This is a genomic window from Tateyamaria omphalii, assembly GCF_001969365.1.
GTDB classification, from domain to species: Bacteria; Pseudomonadota; Alphaproteobacteria; order Rhodobacterales; family Rhodobacteraceae; genus Tateyamaria; species Tateyamaria omphalii_A.
The window spans coordinates 2,768,934-2,793,530 of the sequence record NZ_CP019312.1 but is presented as its reverse complement, the minus strand read 5'-3'; the positions used below and the strand labels follow the sequence as shown (position 1 = coordinate 2,793,530).

At 63.6% G+C, this 24,597-nt stretch carries 31 protein-coding genes; 20 read left to right on the top strand and 11 right to left on the bottom strand.

Annotated elements, in window-relative coordinates; translation table 11 throughout:
* Positions 1 to 67: 67 nt before the first annotated feature.
* Genes BWR18_RS13895 through BWR18_RS13885 form a run of 3 tightly spaced genes read left to right on the top strand, consistent with a single transcriptional unit; the run spans position 68 to position 2,707 of the window.
* A complete protein-coding gene (locus BWR18_RS13895) occupies positions 68 to 949 on the top strand; it encodes a LysR family transcriptional regulator (protein WP_076629073.1) in 882 nt (293 codons plus the stop codon).
* A complete protein-coding gene (locus BWR18_RS13890; protein WP_157598774.1) occupies positions 946 to 1,836 on the top strand; it encodes a DMT family transporter in 891 nt (296 codons plus the stop codon). Before BWR18_RS13895 ends, BWR18_RS13890 begins: the two co-directional genes overlap by 4 nt.
* Before the next feature lie 31 nt (positions 1,837 to 1,867).
* Positions 1,868 to 2,707, top strand: coding sequence for a transglutaminase-like domain-containing protein (locus tag BWR18_RS13885; protein ID WP_076629072.1), 840 nt, complete (start codon positions 1,868 to 1,870; stop codon positions 2,705 to 2,707).
* Here BWR18_RS13885 and BWR18_RS13880 read toward each other — a convergent pair.
* Together BWR18_RS13880 and BWR18_RS13875 are read right to left on the bottom strand one after the other, a co-directional pair.
* A complete protein-coding gene (locus tag BWR18_RS13880; RefSeq protein WP_076629071.1) occupies positions 2,698 to 3,030 on the bottom strand; it encodes an ArsR/SmtB family transcription factor in 333 nt (110 codons plus the stop codon). The genes BWR18_RS13885 and BWR18_RS13880 overlap by 10 nt on opposite strands.
* A 38-nt stretch (positions 3,031 to 3,068) precedes the next feature.
* A complete protein-coding gene (locus BWR18_RS13875; RefSeq protein WP_076629070.1) occupies positions 3,069 to 3,278 on the bottom strand; it encodes a hypothetical protein in 210 nt (69 codons plus the stop codon).
* A gap of 107 nt (positions 3,279 to 3,385) precedes the next feature.
* On the opposite strand from BWR18_RS13875, the gene BWR18_RS13870 reads away from it, so the two are divergent.
* The 7 genes from BWR18_RS13870 to BWR18_RS13840 all read left to right on the top strand — a co-directional run bounded on the left by BWR18_RS13870 (position 3,386) and on the right by BWR18_RS13840 (position 8,075).
* The gene (locus tag BWR18_RS13870) at positions 3,386 to 4,285 is read left to right on the top strand and encodes a LysR family transcriptional regulator (protein ID WP_076629068.1); all 900 of its coding nucleotides are present in this window, start codon (positions 3,386 to 3,388) and stop codon (positions 4,283 to 4,285) included.
* Between the two features lie 186 nt (positions 4,286 to 4,471).
* Entirely contained in the window at positions 4,472 to 4,807 is a 336-nt protein-coding gene (locus BWR18_RS13865; protein WP_076630319.1) for an AtpZ/AtpI family protein, read from the top strand.
* 15 nt (positions 4,808 to 4,822) lie between these two features.
* Positions 4,823 to 5,575 carry a F0F1 ATP synthase subunit A gene (locus BWR18_RS13860; protein ID WP_076629066.1) on the top strand — a complete coding sequence of 251 codons (753 nt, stop codon included), beginning with the start codon at positions 4,823 to 4,825 and terminating at the stop codon, positions 5,573 to 5,575.
* Between the two features lie 62 nt (positions 5,576 to 5,637).
* The gene (locus BWR18_RS13855) at positions 5,638 to 5,862 is read left to right on the top strand and encodes a F0F1 ATP synthase subunit C (protein ID WP_015496525.1); all 225 of its coding nucleotides are present in this window, start codon (positions 5,638 to 5,640) and stop codon (positions 5,860 to 5,862) included.
* A 112-nt stretch (positions 5,863 to 5,974) separates the two neighbouring features.
* A complete protein-coding gene (locus tag BWR18_RS13850; RefSeq protein WP_076629064.1) occupies positions 5,975 to 6,511 on the top strand; it encodes a F0F1 ATP synthase subunit B' in 537 nt (178 codons plus the stop codon).
* 3 nt (positions 6,512 to 6,514) lie between these two features.
* Positions 6,515 to 7,090, top strand: coding sequence for a F0F1 ATP synthase subunit B (locus BWR18_RS13845; protein ID WP_076629062.1), 576 nt, complete (start codon positions 6,515 to 6,517; stop codon positions 7,088 to 7,090).
* Between the two features lie 169 nt (positions 7,091 to 7,259).
* On the top strand, positions 7,260 to 8,075 hold the full coding sequence (locus BWR18_RS13840; RefSeq protein WP_076629060.1) for a phosphate ABC transporter ATP-binding protein: 816 nt from the start codon (positions 7,260 to 7,262) through the stop codon (positions 8,073 to 8,075).
* On the opposite strand, the gene BWR18_RS13835 is transcribed toward BWR18_RS13840, so the two are convergent.
* The gene (locus tag BWR18_RS13835; RefSeq protein ID WP_076629058.1) at positions 8,076 to 8,843 is read right to left on the bottom strand and encodes a FadR/GntR family transcriptional regulator; all 768 of its coding nucleotides are present in this window, start codon (positions 8,841 to 8,843) and stop codon (positions 8,076 to 8,078) included.
* A 250-nt stretch (positions 8,844 to 9,093) separates the two neighbouring features.
* Between BWR18_RS13835 and BWR18_RS13830 the strand changes: the two genes are divergently transcribed.
* The 3 genes from BWR18_RS13830 to BWR18_RS13820 all read left to right on the top strand — a co-directional run bounded on the left by BWR18_RS13830 (position 9,094) and on the right by BWR18_RS13820 (position 13,486).
* A complete protein-coding gene (locus BWR18_RS13830) occupies positions 9,094 to 9,498 on the top strand; it encodes a hypothetical protein (RefSeq protein ID WP_254684863.1) in 405 nt (134 codons plus the stop codon).
* 125 nt (positions 9,499 to 9,623) lie between these two features.
* Positions 9,624 to 13,079: a chromosome segregation protein SMC gene (smc, locus tag BWR18_RS13825; protein WP_076629056.1), complete on the top strand. Its 3,456-nt coding sequence runs from the start codon at positions 9,624 to 9,626 to the stop codon at positions 13,077 to 13,079.
* 56 nt (positions 13,080 to 13,135) lie between these two features.
* Positions 13,136 to 13,486, top strand: a complete 351-nt coding sequence (locus BWR18_RS13820) for a hypothetical protein (RefSeq protein ID WP_076629054.1) — start codon at positions 13,136 to 13,138, stop codon at positions 13,484 to 13,486.
* A gap of 298 nt (positions 13,487 to 13,784) precedes the next feature.
* On the opposite strand, the gene BWR18_RS13815 is transcribed toward BWR18_RS13820, so the two are convergent.
* From BWR18_RS13815 to cobD, 3 genes are read right to left on the bottom strand one after another with little or no spacing between them, the layout of a single operon-like run.
* The gene (locus tag BWR18_RS13815) at positions 13,785 to 14,948 is read right to left on the bottom strand and encodes a lytic murein transglycosylase (protein WP_076629052.1); all 1,164 of its coding nucleotides are present in this window, start codon (positions 14,946 to 14,948) and stop codon (positions 13,785 to 13,787) included.
* Entirely contained in the window at positions 14,945 to 15,865 is a 921-nt protein-coding gene (gene cbiB / locus BWR18_RS13810; protein WP_076629051.1) for an adenosylcobinamide-phosphate synthase CbiB, read from the bottom strand. The genes BWR18_RS13815 and cbiB overlap by 4 nt, the downstream gene beginning before the upstream one ends.
* Entirely contained in the window at positions 15,862 to 16,845 is a 984-nt protein-coding gene (gene cobD, locus BWR18_RS13805; RefSeq protein ID WP_076629049.1) for a threonine-phosphate decarboxylase CobD, read from the bottom strand. Before cobD ends, cbiB begins: the two co-directional genes overlap by 4 nt.
* Before the next feature lie 139 nt (positions 16,846 to 16,984).
* On the opposite strand from cobD, the gene BWR18_RS13800 reads away from it, so the two are divergent.
* Complete coding sequence (locus BWR18_RS13800; RefSeq protein ID WP_076630318.1) at positions 16,985 to 17,344, top strand: response regulator transcription factor; 360 nt, start codon at positions 16,985 to 16,987, stop codon at positions 17,342 to 17,344.
* Here the strand turns inward: BWR18_RS13800 and BWR18_RS13795 are convergent.
* Entirely contained in the window at positions 17,337 to 18,320 is a 984-nt protein-coding gene (locus BWR18_RS13795) for a glutathione S-transferase family protein (protein WP_076629047.1), read from the bottom strand. The two genes, BWR18_RS13800 and BWR18_RS13795, sit on opposite strands and share 8 nt — an antisense overlap.
* Before the next feature lie 224 nt (positions 18,321 to 18,544).
* Between BWR18_RS13795 and BWR18_RS13790 the strand changes: the two genes are divergently transcribed.
* Positions 18,545 to 18,901, top strand: a complete 357-nt coding sequence (locus BWR18_RS13790) for a hypothetical protein (RefSeq protein ID WP_076629046.1) — start codon at positions 18,545 to 18,547, stop codon at positions 18,899 to 18,901.
* A 173-nt stretch (positions 18,902 to 19,074) separates the two neighbouring features.
* Here the strand turns inward: BWR18_RS13790 and BWR18_RS13785 are convergent, their stop codons facing one another.
* Together BWR18_RS13785 and BWR18_RS13780 are read right to left on the bottom strand one after the other, a co-directional pair.
* Entirely contained in the window at positions 19,075 to 19,557 is a 483-nt protein-coding gene (locus tag BWR18_RS13785) for a hypothetical protein (protein ID WP_076629044.1), read from the bottom strand.
* A gap of 265 nt (positions 19,558 to 19,822) precedes the next feature.
* On the bottom strand, positions 19,823 to 20,992 hold the full coding sequence (locus BWR18_RS13780; protein ID WP_076629042.1) for a MalY/PatB family protein: 1,170 nt from the start codon (positions 20,990 to 20,992) through the stop codon (positions 19,823 to 19,825).
* 96 nt (positions 20,993 to 21,088) lie between these two features.
* Here BWR18_RS13780 and def (BWR18_RS13775) point away from each other — a divergent pair, with 96 nt between their 5' ends.
* From def (BWR18_RS13775) to BWR18_RS13755, 5 genes are read left to right on the top strand one after another with little or no spacing between them, the layout of a single operon-like run.
* Positions 21,089 to 21,607, top strand: coding sequence for a peptide deformylase (def, locus tag BWR18_RS13775; RefSeq protein ID WP_076630317.1), 519 nt, complete (start codon positions 21,089 to 21,091; stop codon positions 21,605 to 21,607).
* Positions 21,604 to 22,104 (top strand): peptide deformylase, encoded by a 501-nt coding sequence (def, locus tag BWR18_RS13770; protein WP_076629040.1) that lies wholly within the window; start codon positions 21,604 to 21,606, stop codon positions 22,102 to 22,104. Before def (BWR18_RS13775) ends, def (BWR18_RS13770) begins: the two co-directional genes overlap by 4 nt.
* Entirely contained in the window at positions 22,101 to 22,595 is a 495-nt protein-coding gene (gene def / locus BWR18_RS13765) for a peptide deformylase (protein WP_076629038.1), read from the top strand. The genes def (BWR18_RS13770) and def (BWR18_RS13765) overlap by 4 nt, the downstream gene beginning before the upstream one ends.
* Before the next feature lies 1 nt (position 22,596).
* On the top strand, positions 22,597 to 23,502 hold the full coding sequence (gene fmt, locus BWR18_RS13760) for a methionyl-tRNA formyltransferase (RefSeq protein ID WP_076629036.1): 906 nt from the start codon (positions 22,597 to 22,599) through the stop codon (positions 23,500 to 23,502).
* Positions 23,503 to 23,513: 11 nt separating this feature from the next.
* Positions 23,514 to 23,750 carry a hypothetical protein gene (locus BWR18_RS13755; RefSeq protein WP_039682209.1) on the top strand — a complete coding sequence of 79 codons (237 nt, stop codon included), beginning with the start codon at positions 23,514 to 23,516 and terminating at the stop codon, positions 23,748 to 23,750.
* A 5-nt stretch (positions 23,751 to 23,755) separates the two neighbouring features.
* Here BWR18_RS13755 and BWR18_RS13750 read toward each other — a convergent pair whose 3' ends face one another.
* Positions 23,756 to 24,022: a hypothetical protein gene (locus BWR18_RS13750; protein ID WP_076629034.1), complete on the bottom strand. Its 267-nt coding sequence runs from the start codon at positions 24,020 to 24,022 to the stop codon at positions 23,756 to 23,758.
* Positions 24,023 to 24,093: 71 nt separating this feature from the next.
* Positions 24,094 to 24,378, bottom strand: a complete 285-nt coding sequence (locus BWR18_RS13745; protein ID WP_076629032.1) for a hypothetical protein — start codon at positions 24,376 to 24,378, stop codon at positions 24,094 to 24,096.
* Positions 24,379 to 24,597 lie beyond the last annotated feature (219 nt).

Here is a 24,597-nt window from a genome sequence, read left to right as displayed (position 1 = left end):
CAAATTCGAACGCAATTCCTGAAACTCAACAGCATCTGTTAGCATTTGCACAAAGAGCTTTTGACCGATGGACAATTGGGACGAGATAAAGACGGCCTATCAGGTCGCCCGCATGGGCACGGTGAGCGGCGCCGCAGACGTGCTGGGCGTGCACCATGCCACCGTCATCCGCCATATCGACGCGCTGGAGGGGCGGTTGGGCGTGAAGCTGTTTCAGCGGCACGCCCGCGGCTATACCCCGACCGAGGCGGGCGATGATCTGTTTCGCGTGGCCCAAGCCACCGACGACCAGTTCAGCCAGCTTGCGGGCCGGATCAAAGGGCGCGGCACCGAAGTCTCGGGCGAGTTGGTCGTCACCTCGCTCGTCAACATGGCGCCGCGCATGGCGCCCGTTCTGACCGAGTTTCAGCGGCTGCATCCCGATGTGATCGTGCGCTACCTGACCGGTGAGCGATTGTTTCGCCTGGAATATGGTGAGGCGCATGTCGCCATCCGCGCGGGCAACGCGCCGGACCAGCCCGACAATGTGGTCCAACCGTTTGTCCGCCAGTCCATGGGGCTTTATGCGACCCGCGGCTATGTCGACGCCCATGGCCATCCCGAGGATATCGCCACCGCCAAGGGCCACCGGTTTGTCAGCCACGACGTCGCGGACAACCGAGCGCCGTTTCACAAGTGGTTGCGCAGCCAGGTGGCCGAGAGTGACATCACCTTTCGCTCGACGGATGTGCGGGCGCTGGAGCAGGCGGTGCTGGCGGGGGCCGGGATCGGCTTTCTGTCGGTGCTGGAGGCGCGGGCCAACCCCGACCTGGTCGAGATCACGACCCCGCGCGAGGATTGGTCGGCGCCCCTGTGGCTGGTGACCCATGTGGATCTGCACCGCACCAACAAGGTGCAGGCGTTTCTGACATTCCTCAAAGAGCGGTCCAAGGGCTGGCAGGTGCTGTGACACCGGGCTTGCGCGGCCATGCGGCGATGCTGTTGTTTTCGGCCCTTGTGGCCGGGTCGTTTTCGCTGGGCGCGATGGCGGCGAACGAGATTGCGCCCGCGGCGCTGAATGCCGCCCGTTTCTGGATCGCCGCCGCGGTGATCGGGGGGGCGGTGGTGGCGCGCGGTGGTGTTCCGGCGCAAGCGCTGAAGGCCCCATGGCGCTATGCGGTGCTGGGGGGTCTTTTTGCCATCTACTTCGTGCTGATGTTCGAAGGGTTGAAGACGGCTGCGCCGGTGAGTGCGGCGGCCGTCTTTACCCTCACGCCGGTGATGGCGGGCGGCTTTGGCTATCTTCTCCTGCGCCAGATCACGACGCCGCGCATGGCGCTGGCCCTCGCCGTCGGGGCCGCGGGCGCGCTTTGGGTGATCTTTCGCGCCGACCTGTCCGCCTTTCTCGCGTTCGAGGTGGGGCGGGGCGAGGTCATCTATTTCTTTGGTTGCGTGAGCCACGCCATTTACACGCCCATGGTGCGCAAGCTGAACCGGGGCGAGCCTGCGGTCGTTTTTACCTTTGGCATGCTGGTGGCGGGTGCCGTACTGCTGACCCTGTGGGGGTGGCGCGATCTGGTGGCGACGCCGTGGGCCGATCTGCCGGGCATCGTGTGGGTGACGCTGATCTATGTGGCGCTTTTTGCCTCTGCCGCGACCTTTGTGCTGCTGCAATTCGCGACGCTGCGCCTGCCGTCGGCCAAGGTGATGGCCTATACCTACCTGACCCCCAGCTGGGTGATCCTGTGGGAGGTGGCGCTGGGCAACGGTGTGCCGCCCGGGATCGTCTGGGTGGGTGTCGGTCTGACCGTCGTGGCCCTGTCGCTGCTGTTGCGGGATGAGGGGCCGGTGACATGATGCTGTTACATTCTGCGGTGCACATAGTTCTATGATTATCGAAATGAAAGTGACCGTCACGGTCGACCGCAGTGCCAATTTGCTCGCCCCCGTGGGGTTGAGCACGCCCGCCGCGACCCGTCTGGGTGTCGAGGTTGAGGGCGCTGATGCAGCCCGCGTGACCTGTGCCGCCTTGCAGCAGGGCGCGCTGATCCTGACCCCCACCGCCGACCGGATCACGTTGCGCTACGGGTTCGACGCGGCGGCGGCCCCCTGTCCGGAGGCGATGTTCGCGCCCCATGACAGCCGTTACACCCGCGCCCATCCCGATCTTGCGGCCGAGGCGCAAGAGATCGTTGCGGATGGCGGGATCGCGGCGATGGTCGCGCATGTGACGTCGATGTTCGACTATGGTCACACCGATGACCGCTTTTATGACGAAGCAGATGCCATGCCGCAGCTCTGTGACATGACCACCGGGTCCTGCGTGGACATCAACGCCTATCTGGTGGCCGGTCTGCGCGCGGCGAGGGTCGAGGCGGGGTATGTCGCCGGCTACTTCGTCCCCGAAGAGCGGCGCGATCACACCACCGACATGCACTGCTGGGTGGCCACGCGTGAGGGCGGCCAGGTGCAGCATTGGGACATTGCCCATCACCTGAAGATGGGGCGGCGTGACATTCGCCCTGGGTTGAACCCCAAGCCGGGTGTGCGCGTGGCGATGTCGCATTCCATGGGCTGGACGCTGCCGGGCGTGCCCTTTGCCGATTTCAAGCTGTTGGGCGAGCCGGTGTGGTTTGATGCGGGCGGTTGGGATCAGGCCGCGTGCCGGTTCGAACTGTCAGGCTATGATGCGCTGGATGCGGCGCAGAACCAGCCGGTTCACGCCTGACGGTCGGGCAGCTCGGACGCCAGGAACCGTTCGAACGCGTCGAGATTGACGGGTTCGAACTGACCAAACCCCTGCATCCAGACCGATGCCGCGCGCATCGCGTCCGGGTCCAGCTTGCACCATTTCACGCGCCCGCGCTTTTCCTGCTGGATCAACCCGGCGCGCGTTAGGATGGTCAGGTGCTTTGAGATGGCGGCCAGCGACATCTCGAACGGCTCGGCCACGTCCGTCACCGCCATGTCATCTTCGAGCAGCATCGTCAGGATCGCCCGCCGGGTCGGGTCGGCGAGGGCGGAAAAGACGGTGTCGAGCGGATCGGCCATGGCCCGTCATACCGAGGCTGCAGGTCAAGGGGAAGCGGTCAGAGATAGGGATGCCTGTTCTGTTCGGACGGCCAGCGATGGGACATCTGCGCGCGTTGATGCGGTGTCAGGCCGATGTCGCGGGCGATGTGATCGGTCATCGGGGGCAGGGCGGTGCCGTCTGTTGGTTTGGATCTGCGCCATGAGCGCAGGATTTTGGCACAGGTCGAGAGGGCGCGCAAAAGCGCGTTGGAGCGTATCAGCTGCATGGGAGCCTCGTTTTTCTGGAGGTATGAGGTGACTATGCCCGAGCGTTGCAGGCGCGACAAACAGAGTTCCTTGACATCACTTGTGCGTTTTCTGCACGGTTCGGCGCATGTCCCGCACCCTGCCCCCGCTCAATGCCCTGCGCGCCTTCGAGGCTGCCGCCCGGCACGAAAGCTTTACCCGTGCCGCCGAAGAGCTGGGCGTCAGCCACTCCGCCATCAGCCGTCATGTGCGCGGGCTTGAGGCGCGGCTGGGCGTACAGCTGTTCCGCGATGCGTCCCGCGGCGTGGCGCTGACGGCCGAGGGTGGCCATTACCTGCAGCGGATCACCCCCGCCTTTGACGTGATCGGAGAAGCGACCGAGGGGCTGGCGGACACCCCGGCGGGGCGGGTTGTGGTGAACAGTGAGCCGGTCTTTGCCAGCAAGATCGTGATCCCGTTGCTGGCCAAGTTCCAGCGCGATTTACCCGGTATTGAACTGCGTCTGGTGGGGTCAAACGAGTTGGCGGATCTGGACCGGTATGAAGCAGACCTTGCCATTCGCTACGCCAAGACGGGGTATCTTGACGAGCCATCGGATTTGGTCAGCAATGCGCCGATCTACCCGTTTGCGGCGCCCGGATACCTGAAGGACGACATCCTGCGGCCCGAGCATCTGACGACGCGCCCCTTGCTGCGAGACCGCGGCGGCAATATCTGGGTCGATTGGGTCAAGCATGCGGGCATTGACGTTGCCGTGCCCGATCCGCCGTGGCGGATGCGGGCGGCGCTGGCGCTGGAAGCGGCGGTGCATGGCGCCGGGATCTACCTGGGCGCGTCCGACGGCACATATCTGGACGAGACCTCGGGGCGGATCGTGCGCGTGTCCGAGGTGGGGTTTCGGCAGGGATCGTTCCACCTGCTGACCAGCGGCCAGTCCGGGCGGCGCAAGGCCGTGCGATCTGTGCGCACATGGCTGCTGGACCACACTCGCGCATTGCGCAGCGCAGAAGATCAACCAAATGGTTGAACATCACAATGCGGTCGAAAGGGGCGCTTGTGCCTGCTGCGACGCAATGGCACCCGTCTTCATTGTTCCGAAAAATATGCAATAAAACAGTTGGTTATCCCAGAGCGAGGCGGTGGCATGGTGGCGTTGACTCACGCCTCTGCGCGCCATATCCCTTCACCGAACCAAATGACGGGACAAAGGCGCGTGACCGACCCCGAAGACGCAGATCGACTGAAGGCCCTGAGCGCCCGCATCGACGCTATGAAAGAGGAACACGCGCCAAAACCCCGCACACCGGATCATCACTCTCAGGCACAACTGGCCTGGCGCATGGTGATCGAGCTGGTGGCCGGTCTGGGGATCGGGTTTGGCATGGGATACGGGCTGGACGCGCTGTTCGGCACCACACCGTTTCTCATGATCATATTTATATTTCTGGGCCTCGCGGCCGGCATCAAGACGATGATGCGCAGCGCGCAAGAGGTTCAGAGCAAGCGAGAGGCCGAAGAGGCCGCTGAGGACGACGCCCCGCGGGGCTAGGACGGAGAGAGCCGGATGGCAGACGAAGCAACAAGTGGTGGTGGGCTGTCCTTCAAGCCTATGGATCAGTTTGAAGTGAAACCGCTGTTTGGCGGGTCGGACATCCACATGTTCACGATCACCAACGTGACGCTTTGGCTGGCTCTCGCCGTGCTGGCGATCATCGGCCTGATGGTCCTGACCACGTCCAAGCGTGAAACAGTGCCGGGCCGCGGCCAGTCGATTGCCGAGCTGATGTACGGCTTTGTCTACAAGATGGTCGAGGATGTGACCGGCAAGGACGGGATCAAGTATTTCCCCTATATCATGACGCTGTTCATGTTCATCCTCTGTGCAAACTTTCTGGGCCTGATCCCGATGTCGTTCACCACGACCTCGCATATTGCCGTCACTGCCGTTCTGGGTTTTGGCGTGTTCATTGCCGTGACGGTTCTGGGCTTTGTCAAGAACGGGGCCTCGTTTCTGGGCCTGTTCTGGGTGTCGAGCGCGCCGCTGCCGCTGCGCCCCGTTCTGGCCGTGATCGAGATCATTTCCTATTTCGTGCGCCCCGTCAGCCACTCTATTCGTCTGGCAGGCAACATGATGGCGGGCCACGCGGTTCTGAAAGTGTTCGCTGGCTTTGCCCAAGTCGCGGCGATCGCGCCCATCGCCATTATCGGTGTGATGGCGATCTACGGCCTCGAGGTGCTGGTGTCGGCCATTCAGGCCTACGTCTTCACGATCCTCACATGCGTGTATCTCAAGGACGCACTGCACCCGCATCACTAATGTAAGGCGGAGGTGTCCTCCGCCCGACCAAACACCAACTTCCAATCGTAAGGAGAATTCTCATGGAAGGTGAACTCGCACATATCGGCGCAGGTCTGGCAGCAATCGGTTCCGGCGCAGCCGCAATCGGTGTGGGCCACGTGGCTGGCAACTTCCTCGCGGGCGCCCTGCGCAACCCGTCGGCAGCCGCCGGTCAGACCGCGACCCTGTTCATCGGCATCGCCTTTGCAGAAGCCCTGGGGATCTTTTCGTTCCTCGTCGCTCTGCTGCTGATGTTCGCCGTCTAAGCTTCTCTGGCGACATTCCTTACGGTCGGGCGGCGTGATATGGTTACGCTGCCCGATGTAACGGCTCGCAATTCGGCCCTGCACGCAGGGTCCACTCAGGGGAACGACCGACATGGCAACCGATACCAACGCAGCCGCTGAGGTTGCAGCAGGCGCCCCTCCGGGCATGCCGCAGCTGAACATCGATACGTTCGGCAACCAGATCTTCTGGCTCGTGCTCGCCCTTCTGGCGATCTACTTTGTGCTGTCGCGCGTGGCCCTGCCGCGGATCGCAGCCATCCTTGCCGAACGGCAGGGGACCATCACGAATGACATCGCCGCGGCCGAGGACCTCAAGGCCAAGGCGGAGGCGGCCGAGGCGGCCTATGACAAGGCGCTGGCCGATGCCCGTGCCGAAGCGCAGCGCATCGCGGGCGAGACGAAGGCAGCCATTCAAGCCGACCTCGACGTCGCCATCGAAAAGGCGGATGCAGAGATCGCGGCCAAGGCTGCCGAAAGCGAAAAGGCCATCGCCGACATTCGCGCTGGGGCGCAGGAAGCCGTCAAGGAAGTGGCCAAGGATGCGGCGCAGGACATCGTGGCCCTGATGGGCGGCAAGGCTGATGCCAAGGCGATCACCGCCGCCGTCAACGACCGGATGAAAGGATAAGTCATGCGTTTTCTGACCCTTACATCTATCGCCGTCGTCGCTGCAGGTCCGGCCATGGCCGCATCGAAGAACCCGTTTTCGGCGGAGTTCTGGAAGCTGAGCAACACCGACTTCATCGTCGCGATTGCCTTCATCCTGTTCATCGGCGTGCTGTTCTACTTCAAGGTGCCCGGCATGGTCTCGAAAATGCTGGACGACCGCGCAAGCGGCATCCAGTCCGAGATCAACGAAGCCCGCGCCCTGCGCGAAGAGGCGCAAACCTTGCTGGCCTCGTACGAGCGCAAGCAGAAAGAGGTGCAGGCGCAGGCGGACAAGATCGTTGCACAGGCGAAGAAGGACGCGGAAGCGGCTGCTGATCAGGCACGTGCCGATCTGAAAACCTCGATCGAGCGGCGCCTTGCTGCGGCAACCGACCAGATCGCGTCGGCCGAAGCCAGCGCCGTCAAAGAGGTGCGCGACACCGCCGCCGTCGTGGCCGTTCAGGCCGCGCGTGAGGTGATTGCCCAACAGATGACGGCCGCTGACGGCAATAAGCTGATCGACGACGCTATCGCGGAGGTAGAGGCGCGCCTTCACTAAACGCTTCGTATCGTTGTGAAAATTCTGAACCCCGGCCCCGCGCCGGGGTTCTTCGTTTGTGAAGCTTTTGTGAAGTTTTCCACTGGCTTGGCATGGATCAAATTGCCCCGCTCCGCCGCGCAGTAGGCGTTGGGGAACGCTCTGTCTTTCAGCCCCTGCGAGGTTTTCAATGTTCGACGCCCAAACGACCAAGGTGACGCCCTCTGCCAGCCAAGGGCGCAACAGCCCACCGATCATGACGGTCCGGAACCTGTCGCTGCATTATGGTGACAAGCAGGCGCTGGATGATGTCAGTTTCGACCTTTATTCAAACGAGATCCTCGCCTTTATCGGCCCCTCCGGGTGCGGGAAATCCACGGCGCTGAAGTGCTTGAACCGTATGCACGACGACACGCGCGGCGTGCGGACCTGCGGCACGATCCTGATGGAGGGCGAGGATATCAACGGCCCCGATGTCGACCCGCCGCTGCACCGCCGCCGCTTTGGCTGGGTGGCGCAGAAGCCCAATCCATTTCCCACGTCGATCTATGAAAACGTCGCTTATGCGGCGCGTCTGCATGGGTTGACGCCGAACCGGCAGGCGCTGAAAGAGCATGTGAAACAGTGCCTTAGCCGTGCGGGCCTATGGGACGAAGTGGAAGAGCATCTGTACAAGAAATCTGGCACGGACCTGTCTGGCGGGCAGCAGCAGCGGTTGTGCATCGCCCGCGCGCTGGCGACGCAGCCGGATGTGCTGTTGATGGACGAGCCCACGGGGTCCATCGACCCGATCGCCACCGCCCGGATCGAGGATCTACTGCTGGAACTGAAGCAGGATCAGGCCATCGTCATCATCACCCATTCGATGGCGCAGGCGCGCCGCATTGCGGACCGGGTCGCCTATTTCCACTTGGGGAAATTGCTTGAGGTGCAGGACACCGAAGCGATGTTCACAGCCCCCGCAACACCCGAGGCGCGGGCGTTCATCGAGGGCAAGATGGGGTGATCAGGCGGACGTTTCGTGATCGAGCCGTTGGCGCGCGATTTCCTCGTTATGTTCGGCCTTTTGCTGGTCCCTGAGCGCCCGTTCGACATAGTCGAGATGGGCGTGGACAGCCGCGCGTGCGGCGTCGGGGTCGCGGGTCTGGAGCGCGTCGTTGATCTGGCGGTGCTGGTCCAACAGCGCCTGCCGCGTGGTGCGTTGCTTGAACATGACCTGACGGTTGTAGAACACACCATCTCGTAAGAGCTGGTACATCGACCGCATCATGTGGAGCATGATGACGTTGTGGCTCGCCTCGATGATGGCCATGTGGAACTGCGCGTCGAGCTGTGCCTCTTCCTCTCCGTTGCGCTTGGGGTGGGCGGCTTCCATCTTTTCGAACACCTTTTGCACCACCGCCAGATCGGTGTCGGAGGCGAGGCGCGCGGCCCGTTCGGCGGCGAGCCCCTCCATGTCGCGGCGGAAGCTGAGATAGTCGAACACCGCCTCGTCATGGCGGGCAAAAAGTTCAGTTAAAGCAGGGGCAAAGGCCGATCCAAGCACGTCGGCCACATAGACGCCGGCGCCCGGTTTGGCCATCAAGAGGCCGGTGTCCTGAAGGGTCGCGATGGCGTCGCGCAGGGAGGGGCGGGAGACGCCCATGCGCTCGGCCAGGTCGCGTTCCGGGGGCAGCCGTTCGCCCGGTCGCAGGATGCCGCGCAGGATCAATTGTTCGATCTGCCGAATGACGGCGGCGGACAGTTTGTCGGGCTGGACGGGGCGAAAGGGCATGGTCTCTCCGGTCGGATTGGTAAAATCATATGACCAATGTGCCGGGCGTGCAATCGGACAGGGCAGCGTGTGAGTCGCGGCCCGCGTTTACCTTGTTTTCATGGAGATTGACGGCAAAACCGGCATGCACAGCCCGTACACACCCTGTGCACAACCCGTGCACCGATGATGCCCCGGCGTGCCAGGATTAATGCACCGTGCGGTGGACCGCGTTCACCAGTTGTTAATCAAGATGCCGCTTTCTGTCTGCATGCGTTTTGTCCTGCTCGCCTGTCTTGTCCTTGCCGCCTGCAATACCGCAGGCCCCCATTTTCGCGGCCTACCCGCGACGACGGTGACGGTCGAGGGGTCCACCTTTGATGTGCGCGTCAATGGTCGGCTGGCGGAGGCGTTGCGCACCAACATGGAATACGCGCCGCGTTTTGGCCCCATCAAGGCCCGTGCCGCCAAGGCGATGGAGATGGTGAGCGGCTGCACCGTCAAAGAGGTGCGCGGGGATCAGGCGCTGGCGACGGGGATCCTGGATTGCGGCAAGGGTGGTCCGCCTATTGACCGGCTGAAACCGCAGGGTGAGTACAGTTGCCACACGATTGACAGCTATGTCAGCCCGGCCACGAATGAACTGGTCCTTGATGTGGATTGCGACCTGATCTGAGCCGCTTGGCCGCAATATCTTGTGGATAAATCTGCCCAAAACCCCGATTGTAGGGGTGCGGCGTTGACAGTGCCGCCCGACGGCGTCCACCATTGCACCCCAACCAGACTCACTTTGGGGGCCGCGTGCGCTTTTCCAAACTCCGACTGACCGGCTTTAAATCCTTTGTCGATCCGACCGATTTGATCATCGCGGACGGGCTGACCGGCGTGGTGGGCCCCAATGGCTGTGGCAAGTCGAACCTGCTGGAAGCCTTGCGCTGGGTGATGGGCGAGAACCGCCCCACGGCGATGCGCGGCGGCGGGATGGAGGACGTGATCTTTGCCGGGGCCGCGACCCGGCCCGCTCGCAACTTTGCCGAGGTGAGCCTGCATATCGACAATTCCGAGCGGTTGGCGCCCGCGGGCTTTAACGATCAGGACGCGCTTGAGATCGTGCGCCGCATCACGCGCGATGTGGGCAGCGCCTACAAGACCAATGGCAAGGATGTGCGGGCGCGCGATGTGCAGATGCTGTTTGCCGATGCGTCAACGGGTGCGCATTCGCCTGCGCTGGTGCGGCAGGGGCAGATCGCGGAACTGATCAACGCCAAGCCCAAGAACCGGCGTCGGATTCTGGAAGAGGCAGCGGGGATTTCCGGCCTGTATCAGCGGCGGCACGAGGCGGAATTGAAGCTGAAGGGGGCCGAGCAGAACCTGGCCCGCGTCGATGACGTGATCGAGCAGTTGGCGGCGCAGTTGGCGCAATTGGCCCGGCAGGCCCGGCAAGCGGCACGGTATCGCGAGATTGGCGACAGTCTGCGCAAGGCCGAAGGGCAGCTCTTGTACCGCCGCTGGCGCGAGGCGGATGATGCGCGGGCGGCGGCGGACGAGGAATTGCGCGCCCGGACCACGGCGGCGGCGCAGGCCGAGGGTGCCGTGCAGGTGTCAGCCAAGGCGCGGGTGACGGCCGAGGATGCGTTGCCACCGTTGCGCGAAGAAGATGCGATTGCGGCGGCCGTGTTGCAGCGTCTGGCCGTGCAGCGTGACACGCTGGCCGATCAGGAGGCACAGGCGGAGCAAGCCATTGAGCGGCTGACCGGTCGGATTTCGCAATTGGCCCGCGATATTGACCGCGAGGGCGGGTTGAACCGGGATGCGGGCGAAACGATCGAGCGCCTGGAGTGGGAAGCGGCCGAGATTGCCAAGGCGAGCGAGGGGCACGAGGCGCTGCTCGCGGACGCCGCCGAGGGTGCACGCGAGGCTGGGCAGGTGCTGCAGGCCCGCGAGGGGGACCAGTCAGACAAGACCGAGGATGTGGCGCGTTTGGCGGCGCGGCATGGATCGGCCCAGCGTTTGCTGGAGGACAGCCGGAAGGTCGAGGCCAAGTCGGAGGCCGAGGCCGAGAAGGCGCGTGCCGCCGTGGCGACGAGCCGCGCGGCCTTGGACAAGGCCGGTGTGGATTTTGAGGCGGCGGAGGCGGCTGCGGCGGAGGCCGAGGCTGTGGCCACGCGCGCCGATGCCGCGCTGATCGCTGCCGAGGAGGCGCGCGCCGAGACGCAGGCGCGCGAGGCCGATGCCCGCGCCGAACGGTCGGAGGCGGAGGGCGAGATGAATGCCCTGCGGGCCGAGGCAGGTGCGCTGGCCAAACTCGTTGAGCGGGATACGGCGGAAGGCGGTCAGATCCTGGACCGTTTGCAGGTGCAACAGGGGTTTGAGAAGGCGCTGGGGGCGGCGCTCGCCGATGATCTGCGCGCGCCTGAGGTGGATGCGGATGGGCCATCGGGCTGGGCGGTGTTGCCTGCCTATGATCGGGACCAGCCGTTGCCCGAGGGTGTGACCGCGCTGACCCAGCACGTGTCTGTGCCGGAGGTGTTGCAGCGCCGGATGTCGCAGATCGGGTTGGTTGATGCCGATGATGCGGCGCGGTTGCAGCCCTTGTTGCAGCCCGGCCAGCGGTTGGTGTCGCAGGAAGGCGATGTGTGGCGTTGGGACGGCTTCCGCGCCTGGGCCGAGGATGCGCCGAGTGCCGCGGCCTTACGCTTGCAGCAGTTGAACCGTTTGGAAGAGTTGAAGCAGTCGTTGGAGCGTGCGACCGCGCGCGCCGATGGCGCGCGGCAGGCGCATGAGGCGTTGACGGCGCGCATGGCGGAGTTGACCGAGGCCGACAAGATGGCCCGTCATGCACGGCGCGAGGCGGACCGGATGGTTGCCGATGCCGCCCGTGCGCTGAGCCGGGCGGAGGCGGATCGCAATCTGGCCGAGGGGCGGTTGGAGTCGCTGGGTCTGGCCGTGACCCGCCACGAAGAGGATGCGATGGCGGCACGCGCGCGGGTGGCGGAGGCGGATGCGGCCTTGGCCGAGTTGCCCGATCTGGAGGCGGCGCGGGCGGAGGTCGAGGACCTGCGCATGACCGTTGAGGCCGCGCGCATCACCATGATGTCGCGCCGGTCGGCCCATGATGATTTGCGCCGCACGGGCGAGGCGCGGGTGAAGCGCGCGCAGGAAATCACCAAGGAGGTGAGCGGCTGGAAGCATCGGTTGGAGACGGCGGAGCGGCGGACGGCGGAGCTGGTCGACCGCAAGGCGACATCTGAGGCCGAGTTGAAGGAGGCGCAGGCGGCACCCGGTGAACTGGCCGCCAAGCGCGCGGCATTGAGTGACGAGATTGCACGCGCCGAGGCGCGCAAGGCCGAAGCGGCGAATGCGCTGTCCGAGGGCGAAGGCGCGTTGCGCGATGCGACGCTGGCCGAGCGTGAGGCCGAACGGCTGGCATCCGAGGCGCGCGAGGCGCGGGCGCGGTCAGAGGCGCGTGCAGAAGCGGCGCGCGAGACGGTCGCCTATGCTGCGGAACGGATCGCGGAAGAGCAACAGATGACGCCAAACCAGTTGCTGACGGCGCTGGACGTTGTGCCGGATCAGATGCCGGGGGCAGAGGCGCTGGAAACCGAAGTGGGACGGTTGAAGCGGCAGCGCGATGCGCTGGGTGCGGTGAACCTGCGCGCCGAGGAAGATGCCAAGGAGGTGCAGGAGGAGCATGACACGCTGGTCAGCGAGAAGGCCGATCTGGAAGAGGCGATCAAGACCCTGCGCAGCGGCATTGCCAGCCTGAACCGCGAGGGGCGCGAGCGGTTGCTGACGGCGTTCGAGCAGGTGAATTCGAACTTTTCGCTGCTGTTCACGCATCTTTTTGGCGGGGGTGAGGCGAACCTGGTTATGGTCGAGAGCGAGGACCCGCTGGAGGCGGGGCTTGAGATCATGTGCCAGCCGCCGGGCAAGAAGCTGTCGACGCTGAGCCTGCTGTCGGGGGGTGAGCAGACGTTGACCGCGATGGCCCTGATCTTTGCCGTGTTCCTGGCCAATCCGGCGCCGATCTGTGTGCTGGATGAGGTGGACGCGCCGCTGGATGATGCAAACGTGACCCGCTTTTGTGATCTGCTGGACGAGATGTGCCGCCGCACCGACACGCGGTTCCTGATCATCACGCACCACGCGGTGACGATGGCGCGCATGGACCGGCTGTTTGGTGTGACGATGGCGGAGCAAGGCGTGAGCCAGCTTGTGTCGGTCGATCTGAAGAAGGCGGAGACGATGGTGGCCTGAGCGTGGTCACCGTGACGTGACGGGACCGTATGTCCGATCCGTGCTAGCGTCGCGTTATGCGTTTGATTTTGCTTCTGGTCCTGCTGGCCACGCCGACTTTTGCCGACGACTGGGCCGTGCGAAGCGGCGATGCGCCGCTGGATCAGGGGGCTGTCATGGTGTTGGTCGAGGGCAAGACGCTGACGTTTTTCGACGACGGGCAGTCCAAGTTTTCGGTTGGCGGAGCGTATTCCTACACCTATGCCAATGGCGGCGGGACGGCGTTTGGCCGCTATGAGGTGGGCGCAGACGGTACTGTTTGCATCGCCTTTCGCAACGGGTTCGGGCGCTGCGATCGGTACGTTGAAAACGGTGGCCGGGTGGTCATGCTGACCGAGAAGGGCGAGCGGTTTCCCCTGCGGCCTTGAGCCCCATTCTAACCAAATGTTTCGACATTTCTTAGCATTTTGCCGATGCAGCCCATCCTTGGGCTGTGAAAGGGGGTGATTGAACTGTCGGAAAGAAACTTCCGCAGATGGATGGTCGCGATTGCAGCGATGACACTGTGCGTCACGACCATCCGCCTCTTGATCGGGCTTTGACCTGAAAAAGAGTGGCCCGGCAGAGTAGCAGCTCTGCCGGGCCTTTTGTTCGGTGATTGAACTGAACAAAACTTCCGATGGGTTGAATATATCCCCAACGTTACCAAAATACAAACATTCGCTGTTACAACCGATTGAGCAACGCGGGCGTTGGCCACGCATCGGCAGGCAGGCCCAAACGCTGTTGTTCGGCCTGAACAGCCGCCCGCGTACCGGCCCCTAGAATGCCGTCGATCTTGCCCACGTCATGCCCGCGCGCCTGTAGCCTGGTCTGCAGCTGCTTCATCTGATCCGGTCCCAGCCCGGCATCCGGTGTGCCCGCGTCATAGACCTGTGCCCCGCCCAGTCGGGTGGCGAAATAGGCGGCGGTTAGCACGTATGTAAACGACTGGTTCCATTCGAAATACACGTCGAAATTCGGATAGGCGAGGAAGGCTGGCCCCTTGTGCCCCTGCGGCAGGATCAGGGAGGCGGGCAGGGTGGCAAGCTGGCCGCTGCGGGCGCGGACGCCCATCGCCTGCCAATCGGCGATGCTGCGCGGTTTGCTGACGCCGCTCAGGCTCCAGTCCATCTGCGCGGGCACTGTGACCTCTTGCAACCATGGCTCGCCCGCGCGCCAGCCGAAATGTTGCAGCATCTTCCCGCCCGACATCAGCGCATCGGGGGCCGAGGTTTTGAGCCGGACGGCACCGTCGCCATCCCCGTCCACACCGTTTTCGATGATGTCGCCGGGCAGCATTTGCACCATCCCGATCTCGCCTGCCCAGGCACCGGTTGTGCGTGCGGGTTCAAAGTCACCGGCGGCGAAGAGCTGCATTGCGGCAAAGACTTGTGGGCGAAACAGGTCGGGCCTGCGGCAGTCATGGGCCAGCGTCACCAGTGCGTTGGCGGTGTTGAAATCGCCCTGAAACGCGCCGTAATCCGTTTCGAACGCCCAGAAGGCCAGAAGGACGTTCCGGTCCACGCCATAGTCCCGTTCGACCCGGTCAAACACGCTGTCCCATTGCCGCGCCTTGGCCCGGCCCGTGTCGATGCGGTTTTGCGAGATCAGGCGGCGGGAAAAGTCGATGAAGGGGCGTTGGAAGACGCCCTGGGCGCGGTCGGCGCGCAGGACCTTTGGGTCTTGGCGGACAGGGGCGAGGAAGCGGTCGACGGTGTCAGGCGCGATGCCGCGCGTGACCGCCTCGGATTTGAGGCCGGACTTGAACGCTGAAAAGCTGCCGCCGCACTGCGCAAGCGCAAGGCTTGGCAGGCAGGTGATGGCGAGGGCGCAAGCGAATGTCTTCAAAAAATCCAAATCAATACTCCAATCAACAAAATGAATGCGAGGGCCAAGCCCCAGCTTTTCCACACGATCCGCAGGGCCGCGTCAATGTCGGCGGGGGTGATGTCGCGCCGTCCGTCGGGGTGAACCCAGGCCAGATCCTCCATCCGGCCGTGATAGCTGCGCGGTCCGGCGAGGGCTATGTTGAGGGCGCGGGCCATCGCCGCTTCGGGCCAACCGGCGTTGGGCGAGCGGTGGAGCGCCGCGTCAGCGCGGATGGCGGCCCAAAGCCCTGTTGCGCCGCCGACCAGCGCGATCAGGCCGCCCGTCAGCCGGGCAGGCACCCAGTTCAGAAGGTCATCGAGCCGTGCCGCCCCCCAACCGAATGCGGCGTGGCGGGGTGTGAGGTAGCCGATCATGCTGTCGGCCGTGTTGACCACCTTGTAGATCAGGATGCCCGGCAGCCCGCCGATCAGGAACCAGAATGCGGGTGCGATGACACCGTCGCTGAAATTCTCCGACAGGCTTTCGATTCCGGCACGGGCCACCTGGTCGGTCGTCGCGGTGCTGACGTCCCGCCCGACGATCATCGCGACCGCGCGGCGCCCTTCGCCCACGGATTGGCGCAGGCCATGCGCGACAGCGGCGACATGGTCGATGAGAGAGCGGTGCGCCAGCAGGATGGCGGCGACGATCACTTCGACAGCCCACCCGAGTTGCGCAAGCCCGATGCCAATGAGGCCTGCCCCGAGGACGAGGGTGACGATGGCCACGATCCCTTTGGCGCGTGCGCCGGGCGCGGTGTTCAGCCGGGTGTCGAGGGCGCTGACGGCCCGCCCCATCATCACCGCAGGGTGGGGCAGGCGCGACCACAGCCACCGCGGCTCTCCGGCCAGGGCGTCGAGGGCCATGGCAAGCGCAAGCGTCAGGCCGGTGGTCACAGGGCCCCCCCGAGCCGGTCCCAGGCGTGCCCCGGTGGCAGGCCGAGGCGCAGCCAGGTGCTGCTGTAGGGAAAGACGCGGCTCCAGATATGTGCGCGCGCCAGCCGGGTGTGCCAGACACCCGCGTCGCCCACATCGTAGAGCCGAAAGAGCGTCGTGCCGCCCACCAGTTGAGCACCGCGCGCCTGCATCAGCGTGTCGAGCCGGTCTGCGTCTTGCGTCAGAGAGGCGCGTGTTTGCTGTGCCCAGGCCTGATCTTCGAGCGCAGTGGCACCGATGTTCAGGGCGATGCCGGACACGGGCCAGGGGCCCAGCATGTCGCTCAGCCGGGCGATGAGGGCCGGATCACCGATAACGAAGCCAAGGCGTATGCCAGCAAGTCCCCAGAACTTGCCGAAACTTTTCAGGATCAGCGTGCCGGGCCGGTCTGCATGCGCGATCAGGCTGGCGTCCGGGGTGACGTCGCAAAAGCTTTCATCGATGACCTGCAGCGGTGCGGTCAGGTCCCCTGCGCTCCAATGTCTTCCGTCGGGATTGTTGGGATGCACCAGCACTTGCGCCGCTGCCGTGGGGTCGCTGTTTGTCACCGTCCAGCCGGCATTGGCAAAGCTGGCGGCATGTTCGTTGTAGGTTGGGGACGGGATGTGGACCGTGCCCTTGGGCGCGAGCCGCGGGATCTGTGCGATGGCCGCCGACGCGCCGGGCGTGGCGAGGATTGCGGCGCCCACCGGCACGTTCCAGGCCGTGCGCGCGGCGGCGATCAACCGGTCCGAAGCCGCCCTGTCCGGCAAGGCGGTCCAGTCCGTTTGCGACAGGTTTGGCAAGGGATAGGGCGCCGGGTTAATTCCCGTAGACAGGTCGATCCAGTCCGATCGGCGCCCGCCATACTGCGCGATGGCTGCATCCAGACCGCCACCGTGATCTCGTGTTTGCGCCAAAATGCAAGGCTCCTGTACGTGACGTGTCGGTTTCGGCGTCATCCGGCCCGGACAAAGCGGAAAGTCGCCCAGTTTTCAAGTCCGAGCGCCCACGTTAACGGACTACATGATCTGTTAACTCTTTGTTAAGACAATCTTGCCCAGAAGGATGGGCGTGTCCGTTGGGCCGCTCGGAGTGACCATGAATGTATTGATCGTTGAAAGCCGGTTGGAGTTGGGGGTGTTGTGGCAGCGGCACTTGACGCGGCAGGGTGCGGACGTGGCGCTTGTGCGCGGTCAGGACGCGGCTGTGGCGCATCTGTCCGAATACGCGGCCGACATCATCGTCATGGATCTGGTTCTGGACGAGGGCAGCGCGCTGGCCGTTGCGGACTTTGCCAGCTACCGCCATCCGAACGCGCGGGTAATCTTTGTCACCGACACGACCTTCTTCTCCGACGGGTCGATCTTCAACCACGCCAGTAACGCCTGCGCCTTTGTCCCCGCGGGCACGCCGCCCGAGGATCTGGCCGCGATGGTGGAGCATTACGGGGTCAGCTGAGCGCCTCGCGCCCGTGGGGCGCGTCAAACTCCAGAACGGGATTGATCGGCAGGATCCGGTGCGGATTGATGGTTTCGTGGCTGTAGTGATAGTGTCGCACGATGTGGTCCATGTTCACCGTCTGGGCCACGCCCGGCATCTGGTAAAGCTCGCGGGTGTAGGCCCATAGGTTGGGATAATCCACGAGCCGCCTGCGGTTGCATTTGAAATGCAGGTGGTAGACCGCATCGAACCGCACCAGCGTGGTCCAGAGCCGCCAGTCCGCCTCGGTCAACCGATCCCCCATCAGATAGCGCGCGCCGGACAGGCGGTCCTCCAGCCAGTCGAGCGTGTCGAAGAGCGGATGCACCGCCTCGTCATAGGCTTCTTGCGTGGTGGCGAAGCCGGACTTGTAGACGCCGTTGTTCAGCGTGTCATAGATGCGGTCATTCACGGGTGCGATGGCATCGCGCAGGTCCGCGGGCCAGTAATCGTCGGTGTTTCCGGTGATCCCGTCGAAGGCGGAATTGAACATGCGGATGATCTCGGAGCTTTCGTTGCTTACGATGGTTTCGCGCTGTTTGTCCCACAGGATCGGAACGGTCACGCGACCCGAAAACCGCGGATCGGCCCTTGTATATATGTCTCTGGCGTAGGGCAGGCCATAGAGCGTGTCGCCAGTCGCACCCGTATTGTCTGCCTCAAACGTCCAGCCATCAGAGAGCATGTCGGGGTGCACAACGGAGGTGGTGATGTGATCCTCCAGCCCCTTGAGCGTGCGGAAGACAAGTGCGCGATGGGCCCAGGGACAGGCATAGGACACGTAGAGGTGGTAGCGCCCGCTGGCCGCCTTGAATCCACCCTCACCAGACGGACCCGAATGTCCGTCGGCAGTGATCCAGTTGCGGAACTTGGCCTGGCTGCGCTGGAATTTGCCGCCGCTTGATTTCGTGTCGTACCACTGGTCGTGCCAGACGCCGTCCACCAAAAGGCCCATATGTCTTCTCCTGCTTGTTCTGAGGCTGATGTAGCGGCGGCGGATTTGTGCGCAAAGTGATCGTGGCGCGCATCATGCCTGCGCCTGTGCACAGCTGCATGTAGAAGATGAGAGTCACAGGAAAGCCACAACCTGAAAGACTCGCGCCATGCTATTGGAATTTAACTGAAACGACTCATCTAAAGGGTCATCCTCGGTGTGGGTGGGTAAAAGGAAAGACTGCCATGTCGACATTCGTACCCAAGGAAGTGCAAGCGGGCCTGGACAGCGCGCGTCTTTCGTCGCTGAAAAAAGCGTCGCGGCTGCGGCTTGCCGTTGATGGCAAGACTTATCCGGTGCTGCGCATGTGGAAGACCGGCTTTTCCATGCTGGCCGATACGGCGCCGTATCTTCGTGGGTATGTCGACCTCTATGATGGGGCGATCCACCTGTTTCAATGCCTGATTGTCGCTGCCGATGAAGAGGCGGGCGAGATGCGGTACGAGTTCAAGCGCCTGACCGCCGTGGCCGAGAAACCGGCGCTGGATTTCGTGCGGGCCGAGGACGCGCCGGTGGCCCTCCTCGCGCACGACATCGACTGACAAAACGGATGTGAGCGCGGCGCCCTTACAACAGAACATCGGCGGTTCACCGGTGACGTGTCTGGATCAAAGATGTGTCTGGGCCAGAGCGATGCGCTCTCAGCCAACGTATCCAGAGAGGTCATGCAGCCCGCGTGCAAGAGCGCCGCGGCAGACCGCGGCGCCTTCCACCTTCAAAACATCTCAAAGTCCCCGCCGGATGGAAACTGCGGCGCAATGCGCCCTTCGAGATCGGAGAACGTGGAGTTGTCCGGCAACATCTGAAAAGAAAAGGCGCTGTCCGCACCGTAGCTATAGACGTCCGTAACCCCGGTGAATGGATCATAGACCGAGTAGGTTGCCGAGTTTGTTTCCGGGTCGTAATTGATTTCGGCGTCCTTCGGCGGATCATTAAGGACAAACTCGTCCCAGGGATCAGCGGGCGTACCCGCGGCATCGTCCATGGCGGCCGAGACGAAGTCGCCGACCGTATAGCCGGGCAACTGCAACGTTTGACCTAAGCCAAAGCCAACGCTTGAAAAGAAGCCTGAACCGGAACCGGCAAAGCCGCTTGGTCCACCTGAGATGATGGACAGGAAACCGCCTCCGCCACCCCCGTCGCTGGACAAGGAAACTGTTGATTGAATAACACCACCAATCGGCATGGTTTTCTCCATTTGAAAATGTTGGAAGTCCGCTTCCGGCCCTAATGCCGCATGCGCTAATATGCGAAAGCGTCACTAACCGCTGACATGGATGCAAGTGATCGTTTTGTGTGGGACGATTGCGCGCAAGAACCTGCCGCGCTTCGGCGAAATGCCGATCACGTGCCATCAGGCGTGACCATTATTTCGGCGGTTCTGCGCGTCTGCCGGTGCATACGAGCGCGCCGTGGTTGGTGATGCGCCTGCCGAAGGGCAGGGGTCACCGGCGTATTGGTGCCTACTGCAAATCCCCGAATGCCTTGGCCAGCCGGTCGACCGCTTCCTGCACCCGTGCGCGCGGGGTGGCGATGTTGAACCGGAGCCAACTGTCGCCGCCCTTGCCGAAGGTGGGTCCGTGGTTGACGGCGATGCAGGCGTCCTGTTCCACCCGCTTGGTGAACTCGTCCCGCGACATGCCGGTGCCGTCGAAATCGACCCATGACAGGTATGTCGCCTCCAAGGGCATGGAGTAGAGACCCGGGATCGCGTTCACCGCGTCGTCAAACAGTTTGCGGTTGCCGTCGAGATAGGCGACCAGCTCGTCCGTCCATGCCGCGCCCTCGGGCGAGTAGGCGGCGGTGGCCATGAAAAGGCCGAAGGAGTTGGGCGACAGGCCCAGCCCCATCATCCGTTGGGCAAACTTGGCCCGCAGGTCGGGGTCCGCGATGATGACGTTGCCGGAATGCGAGCCTGCGATGTTGAACGTCTTGGTCGTGGCCGTCATCATGATCAGCCGATCCTCGACCCCCGGAATGTGGGACATCGGAATGTGTCTGTGGCCGGGCATGACGAGGTCGTGGTGGATCTCGTCCGACACGAGGATCAGCTTGTGCCGCTTGGCGAAGGCCGCAACGCCCAAGAGCTCGTCCCGCGTCCAGACCCGCCCGCCGGGGTTGTGCGGTGAGCAGAGGATGAGCATCCTTTCCGACCCGTCAAGCTGGGCGTCCCATGTGTCGAAATCCATTTCATAGCGCCCGTTGGACATGGGCATTTCGCATTCGACCACGCGCCGGTTGTTGGCTTTGATGACCTTGGCAAAGGCGTGGTAGACGGGCGTGAACAGTACGACCCCGTCGCCCGGTTCGGTGAAGGTGTCCACGCACATCGCGGTGCCGTTCACGAGGCCATGGGTGGTAAAGATGTGGTCGGCCTGCACCGTCCAGTTGTGCCGCTCCTTCATCCACCACTGGATCGCTTCGCGGTACTTGGTGTCGTCCCCGAAATAGCCGATGATGCCGTGATCGAGCTGCGTCTGCACCGCGTCCAGCACGCATTGCGGCGGGCGGAAATCCATGTCGGCCACCCACATGGCCAGCCCCTTGTCCCCATCGACGCCGTAGATCGCCTCCATCATGTCCCATTTCACGCAATGGCTGCCGCGGCGGTCGATGATCTGGTCGAAACTCATGGGGCTCTCCGGTCTGGTTTTGAGGCAGGCTAGCGTGCGCGCGGGCAGGTGCAAGGGGACATTGCGATGGCGGGGGCGTTGCCTTACATGGACGCCATGAAACGACCGATTATCCTGCATCCCGACCCGCGGCTGAAAAAGACGGCAGAGGCTGTGCCTGATCTGACCGATGAGCTGCGCAAGCTGGCCGACGACATGCTCGAGACGATGTACGACGCGCCGGGCATCGGGCTGGCCGCGCCGCAGGTGGGTGTGCTGACCCGTCTGGTGGTGCTGGATTGCGTGAAGGAGGAGGGCGAGGCGCCCCGTCCGCTGATCATGTTCAACCCCGAGGTTGTCGCGTCGTCCGACGCGGTGAACACCTACGAGGAAGGGTGCCTGTCGATCCCGGAACAGTTCGCCGACGTGACCCGCCCGGCGGAGGTTCAGGTGCGGTGGATCGACCGCGATGGCAATGAGCAGACGGAAGGCATGGACGGCCTCTGGGCCACCTGCGTCCAGCACGAGATTGATCACCTCGATGGCAAGCTGTTCATCGACTACCTCAAGCCGCTCAAGCGCCAGCTGATCACACGCAAAATGCAAAAGCTGAAACGCGAACGCGCGCGCGCATGAGCGTGCGAACGATCCTGACCTGGCCGCACCCCCGGCTCGAGGCTGTGTGCGCGCCGGTCGAGGTGATCGCACCGGATATCCGCGCCTTGGCCGAGGATCTGCTCGAAACGATGTATGCCGCTCCCGGTCGCGGTCTGGCGGCGTCGCAGGTGGGCGCGCTGGTGCGCCTGTTCGTGATGGACACGACATGGAAAGAGGGTGCGCGCAGCCCGGTGGTCTGCATCAACCCCGATGTGATCGAGCGATCCGATGAGCGGGCCACGGCGGACGAGGGGTGCCTGTCGATCCCCGGTGTCATGGCAAGCGTTGAACGGCCCACATCGGTGCGCATGGTCTGGACGGACCTGGACGGCATGGTCCACGACGAATGGCTCAGGGGCTTTGCCGCGCTGTGCGCGCAGCACGAGTTGGATCATCTGGACGGGATCGTCACCCTCGACCGCGTGGATGATGCGCAGCGCGATGCGATCCTCGACGCCTATGAGGGTGATTTATGACCATTCGCCCCTTTGTCCCATGGCCTGACAAGCGCCTGCGCACGCCCGCCGAAGACGTGATGGACATCACGGATGAGATACGCACGCTTTGGGCCGATATGGTCGAGACGATGGACGCGATGCCGGGCGTGGGTCTGGCGGCCCCACAGATCGGGGTGATGTTGCGCGTTGCCGTCGTTGATGCGACGCCCGACCGGTCCCGGCGTATTCTGCTGGCCAACCCGGAGGTGCTGCAGGCATCCTCGGAAATCGAAAAGGGGACGGAAGGCAGCCCCAACCTGCCCGGCGTCTCTGCCGAGATCCCGCGCCCCAGGGCCGTCACCGTCCGGTTCCTCAATGAACAAGGCATGATCGACCGCCGCGATTTCGAAGGGCTCGAGGCGCGCAGCGTTCAGCACCAGATCGACCACCTGGCCGGGCGGATGTATTTCGACAACCTGGGCCGGGTGAAGCGCGACATGCTGCTGCGCAAGGCCAGGAAGGGGACATGACATGCGCCTGATCTTTATGGGCACGCCCGACTTTTCCGTCGGCCCCCTTGATGCGCTGCACGCCGCGGGCCACGACATCGCCTGCGTCTACACCCAGCCGCCGCGCCCGGCGGGCCGGGGCAAGAAGGACCGGCCCAGCCCCGTGCAGGCGCGGGCCGAGGCGCTGGGGCTGGAGGTGCGCCACCCGGTGTCCCTGCGCAATGAGGCCGCGCAGGCCGAGTTTGCGTCGTTGAATGCGGACATCGCAGTCGTCGTGGCCTATGGCCTGATCCTGCCGCAGCCGATCCTCGATGCGCCGACACATGGCTGCCTGAATATCCACGCCAGCCTGTTGCCGCGCTGGCGCGGGGCTGCACCGATCCACCGCGCCATCATGGCGGGCGATGCAAAGACGGGCGTGTGCATCATGCAGATGGAGGCGGGGCTGGATACCGGGCCCGTCCTGTTGCGGGACAGCACGCCTATCGGGGCGACCGAGACGACCGCGGACCTGCATGACCGGCTGTCGGACATGGGTGCGCGGCTGATTGTCGAGGCTTTGACGCATCTGTCGGATCTGACGCCCAAGCCGCAGCCCCAAGAGGGCGTGACCTACGCCCAGAAGATTGACAAGGCAGAGGCCGCCATCGACTGGTCCCGCGATGCGGCAGAGGTGGATCGTCTGATCCGCGGGCTGTCGCCCTTTCCCGGCGCGTGGTTTGACCACGCAGGCACGCGGGTCAAGGTGCTGGGGTCCGAATTGGCGCAAGGCACTGGACCGGCTGGCACGATCCTCGACGATGCGCTGACCGTCGCCTGCGGCACGGGTGCCGTCCGTCTGACGCGCTTGCAACGGGCGGGCAAAGGCGCGCAGGATGCGGATGTGTTCCTGCGCGGTCTGCCACTGCCCAAGGGCACGCAATTGTAGGAGAGCGCGCTATGTTTCCCACCCTGATCGGCACCGTGGTGATTGCAGGTATCGTCGGCTACCTGTCTGAAAAGACGCGCTTTACCCATAACGGCATCGTGCAGTCGATCATCATCTGCATCGGGGGCGCGTTCCTGTTCTACTTCGTGCGGCTGATGTTTGGTTTTGGTTTTTCCAGTCCGGGCCTGAACGCCATCGTGTCGTCCATCGGCGCGCTGATCATCGTGCCGACGCATTGGCGGAAATAGCGGCGTCAGTCGCGGTCTTCGACCTGCGGTGTCTGCACATTCGGGCTGAGGTGACTGGAGGGTTTCGCCTCACGAAAACCGGGGCCAAGGTGGGTTGAGGGTTTTGCCTCGCGCACGCCGCTGGTCAGCGGTGCCGGTTTGGGGACCAACGGCTGTGTCGGGTCGGTCTGGTTCACGAGTGGTGGTATGTCTGGTGCTTGGGCCTGGGCCATGGTGCTGATGGCGGCAAGGATGGCTGCGCCGCGTATTCCGATCTGTCGTCTTTTCGGCATTCTCAATCGTCCTTTGATCCGACCCGCCATAGTCATATGGCAGGCCGGTGGCGCGATTTGGAGGATGTCGATCAGAAGAACTTTTTGATCAGGACCTTCTTTTTGAATTTTGTCTTGGGTGAGACGTATTTCTTTTTCACACCGTGGTGCTTGTGACCGTGGAATTTATAGCCGTGGTGCAGCTTGTGCTTTTTCAGCTTCACTTTGAAATTCGCGTCGAACACCTGCGCCGTTTCAGTATCGGTGGTGGCGCTGGCCCACAGGGGCTGCGCGCTTGCGGGCGACAGGCTGGTGAGCGTCACGGCGGTGGCGATGGCGGCGATCAGAAGCGGGGTTTTGGTGGCTTGCACATTCATGTCTCTGTTCCTTTTGCGGGGGCCGGTCGGGCCGTTCGTCTTGGGACAGAGATAGCAGAAGGGGGCTGTAACAATAAGGGACCAAATGGTCACGAACTGTCATGGAATTGCGGGAGATCCGTGATGTCAGCGGCCCGGATTGATTGATTTCCGTTTTTATTTCAGTGGCTTGTGCGGTGCCAATCTTGTAACAATCGCTGTGATGGCTTGGCCGACTGC

Bases quoted from the DNA above. Each gene is read 5' to 3' on its own strand.
- BWR18_RS13870 (WP_076629068.1), top strand. From the start codon at position 3,386: ATGTCCCGCACCCTGCCCCCGCTCAATGCCCTGCGCGCCTTCGAGGCT.
- BWR18_RS13780 (WP_076629042.1), bottom strand. From the start codon at position 20,992: ATGAGTTTCGACCAGATCATCGACCGCCGCGGCAGCCATTGCGTGAAA.
- BWR18_RS13895 (WP_076629073.1), top strand. From the start codon at position 68: ATGGACAATTGGGACGAGATAAAGACGGCCTATCAGGTCGCCCGCATG.
- BWR18_RS13855 (WP_015496525.1), top strand. From the start codon at position 5,638: ATGGAAGGTGAACTCGCACATATCGGCGCAGGTCTGGCAGCAATCGGT.
- BWR18_RS13885 (WP_076629072.1), top strand. From the start codon at position 1,868: ATGATTATCGAAATGAAAGTGACCGTCACGGTCGACCGCAGTGCCAAT.
- BWR18_RS13850 (WP_076629064.1), top strand. From the start codon at position 5,975: ATGGCAACCGATACCAACGCAGCCGCTGAGGTTGCAGCAGGCGCCCCT.
- BWR18_RS13755 (WP_039682209.1), top strand. From the start codon at position 23,514: ATGTTTCCCACCCTGATCGGCACCGTGGTGATTGCAGGTATCGTCGGC.
- BWR18_RS13845 (WP_076629062.1), top strand. From the start codon at position 6,515: ATGCGTTTTCTGACCCTTACATCTATCGCCGTCGTCGCTGCAGGTCCG.
- BWR18_RS13835 (WP_076629058.1), bottom strand. From the start codon at position 8,843: ATGCCCTTTCGCCCCGTCCAGCCCGACAAACTGTCCGCCGCCGTCATT.
- BWR18_RS13830 (WP_254684863.1), top strand. From the start codon at position 9,094: ATGCGTTTTGTCCTGCTCGCCTGTCTTGTCCTTGCCGCCTGCAATACC.
- def (WP_076629038.1), top strand. From the start codon at position 22,101: ATGACCATTCGCCCCTTTGTCCCATGGCCTGACAAGCGCCTGCGCACG.
- BWR18_RS13820 (WP_076629054.1), top strand. From the start codon at position 13,136: ATGCGTTTGATTTTGCTTCTGGTCCTGCTGGCCACGCCGACTTTTGCC.
- cobD (WP_076629049.1), bottom strand. From the start codon at position 16,845: ATGACGCCGAAACCGACACGTCACGTACAGGAGCCTTGCATTTTGGCG.
- BWR18_RS13800 (WP_076630318.1), top strand. From the start codon at position 16,985: ATGAATGTATTGATCGTTGAAAGCCGGTTGGAGTTGGGGGTGTTGTGG.
- BWR18_RS13880 (WP_076629071.1), bottom strand. From the start codon at position 3,030: ATGGCCGATCCGCTCGACACCGTCTTTTCCGCCCTCGCCGACCCGACC.
- BWR18_RS13785 (WP_076629044.1), bottom strand. From the start codon at position 19,557: ATGGAGAAAACCATGCCGATTGGTGGTGTTATTCAATCAACAGTTTCC.
- BWR18_RS13750 (WP_076629034.1), bottom strand. From the start codon at position 24,022: ATGCCGAAAAGACGACAGATCGGAATACGCGGCGCAGCCATCCTTGCC.
- def (WP_076629040.1), top strand. From the start codon at position 21,604: ATGAGCGTGCGAACGATCCTGACCTGGCCGCACCCCCGGCTCGAGGCT.
- fmt (WP_076629036.1), top strand. From the start codon at position 22,597: ATGCGCCTGATCTTTATGGGCACGCCCGACTTTTCCGTCGGCCCCCTT.
- BWR18_RS13860 (WP_076629066.1), top strand. From the start codon at position 4,823: ATGGCAGACGAAGCAACAAGTGGTGGTGGGCTGTCCTTCAAGCCTATG.
- BWR18_RS13875 (WP_076629070.1), bottom strand. From the start codon at position 3,278: ATGCAGCTGATACGCTCCAACGCGCTTTTGCGCGCCCTCTCGACCTGT.
- BWR18_RS13745 (WP_076629032.1), bottom strand. From the start codon at position 24,378: ATGAATGTGCAAGCCACCAAAACCCCGCTTCTGATCGCCGCCATCGCC.
- BWR18_RS13790 (WP_076629046.1), top strand. From the start codon at position 18,545: ATGTCGACATTCGTACCCAAGGAAGTGCAAGCGGGCCTGGACAGCGCG.
- def (WP_076630317.1), top strand. From the start codon at position 21,089: ATGAAACGACCGATTATCCTGCATCCCGACCCGCGGCTGAAAAAGACG.
- BWR18_RS13840 (WP_076629060.1), top strand. From the start codon at position 7,260: ATGTTCGACGCCCAAACGACCAAGGTGACGCCCTCTGCCAGCCAAGGG.
- BWR18_RS13795 (WP_076629047.1), bottom strand. From the start codon at position 18,320: ATGGGCCTTTTGGTGGACGGCGTCTGGCACGACCAGTGGTACGACACG.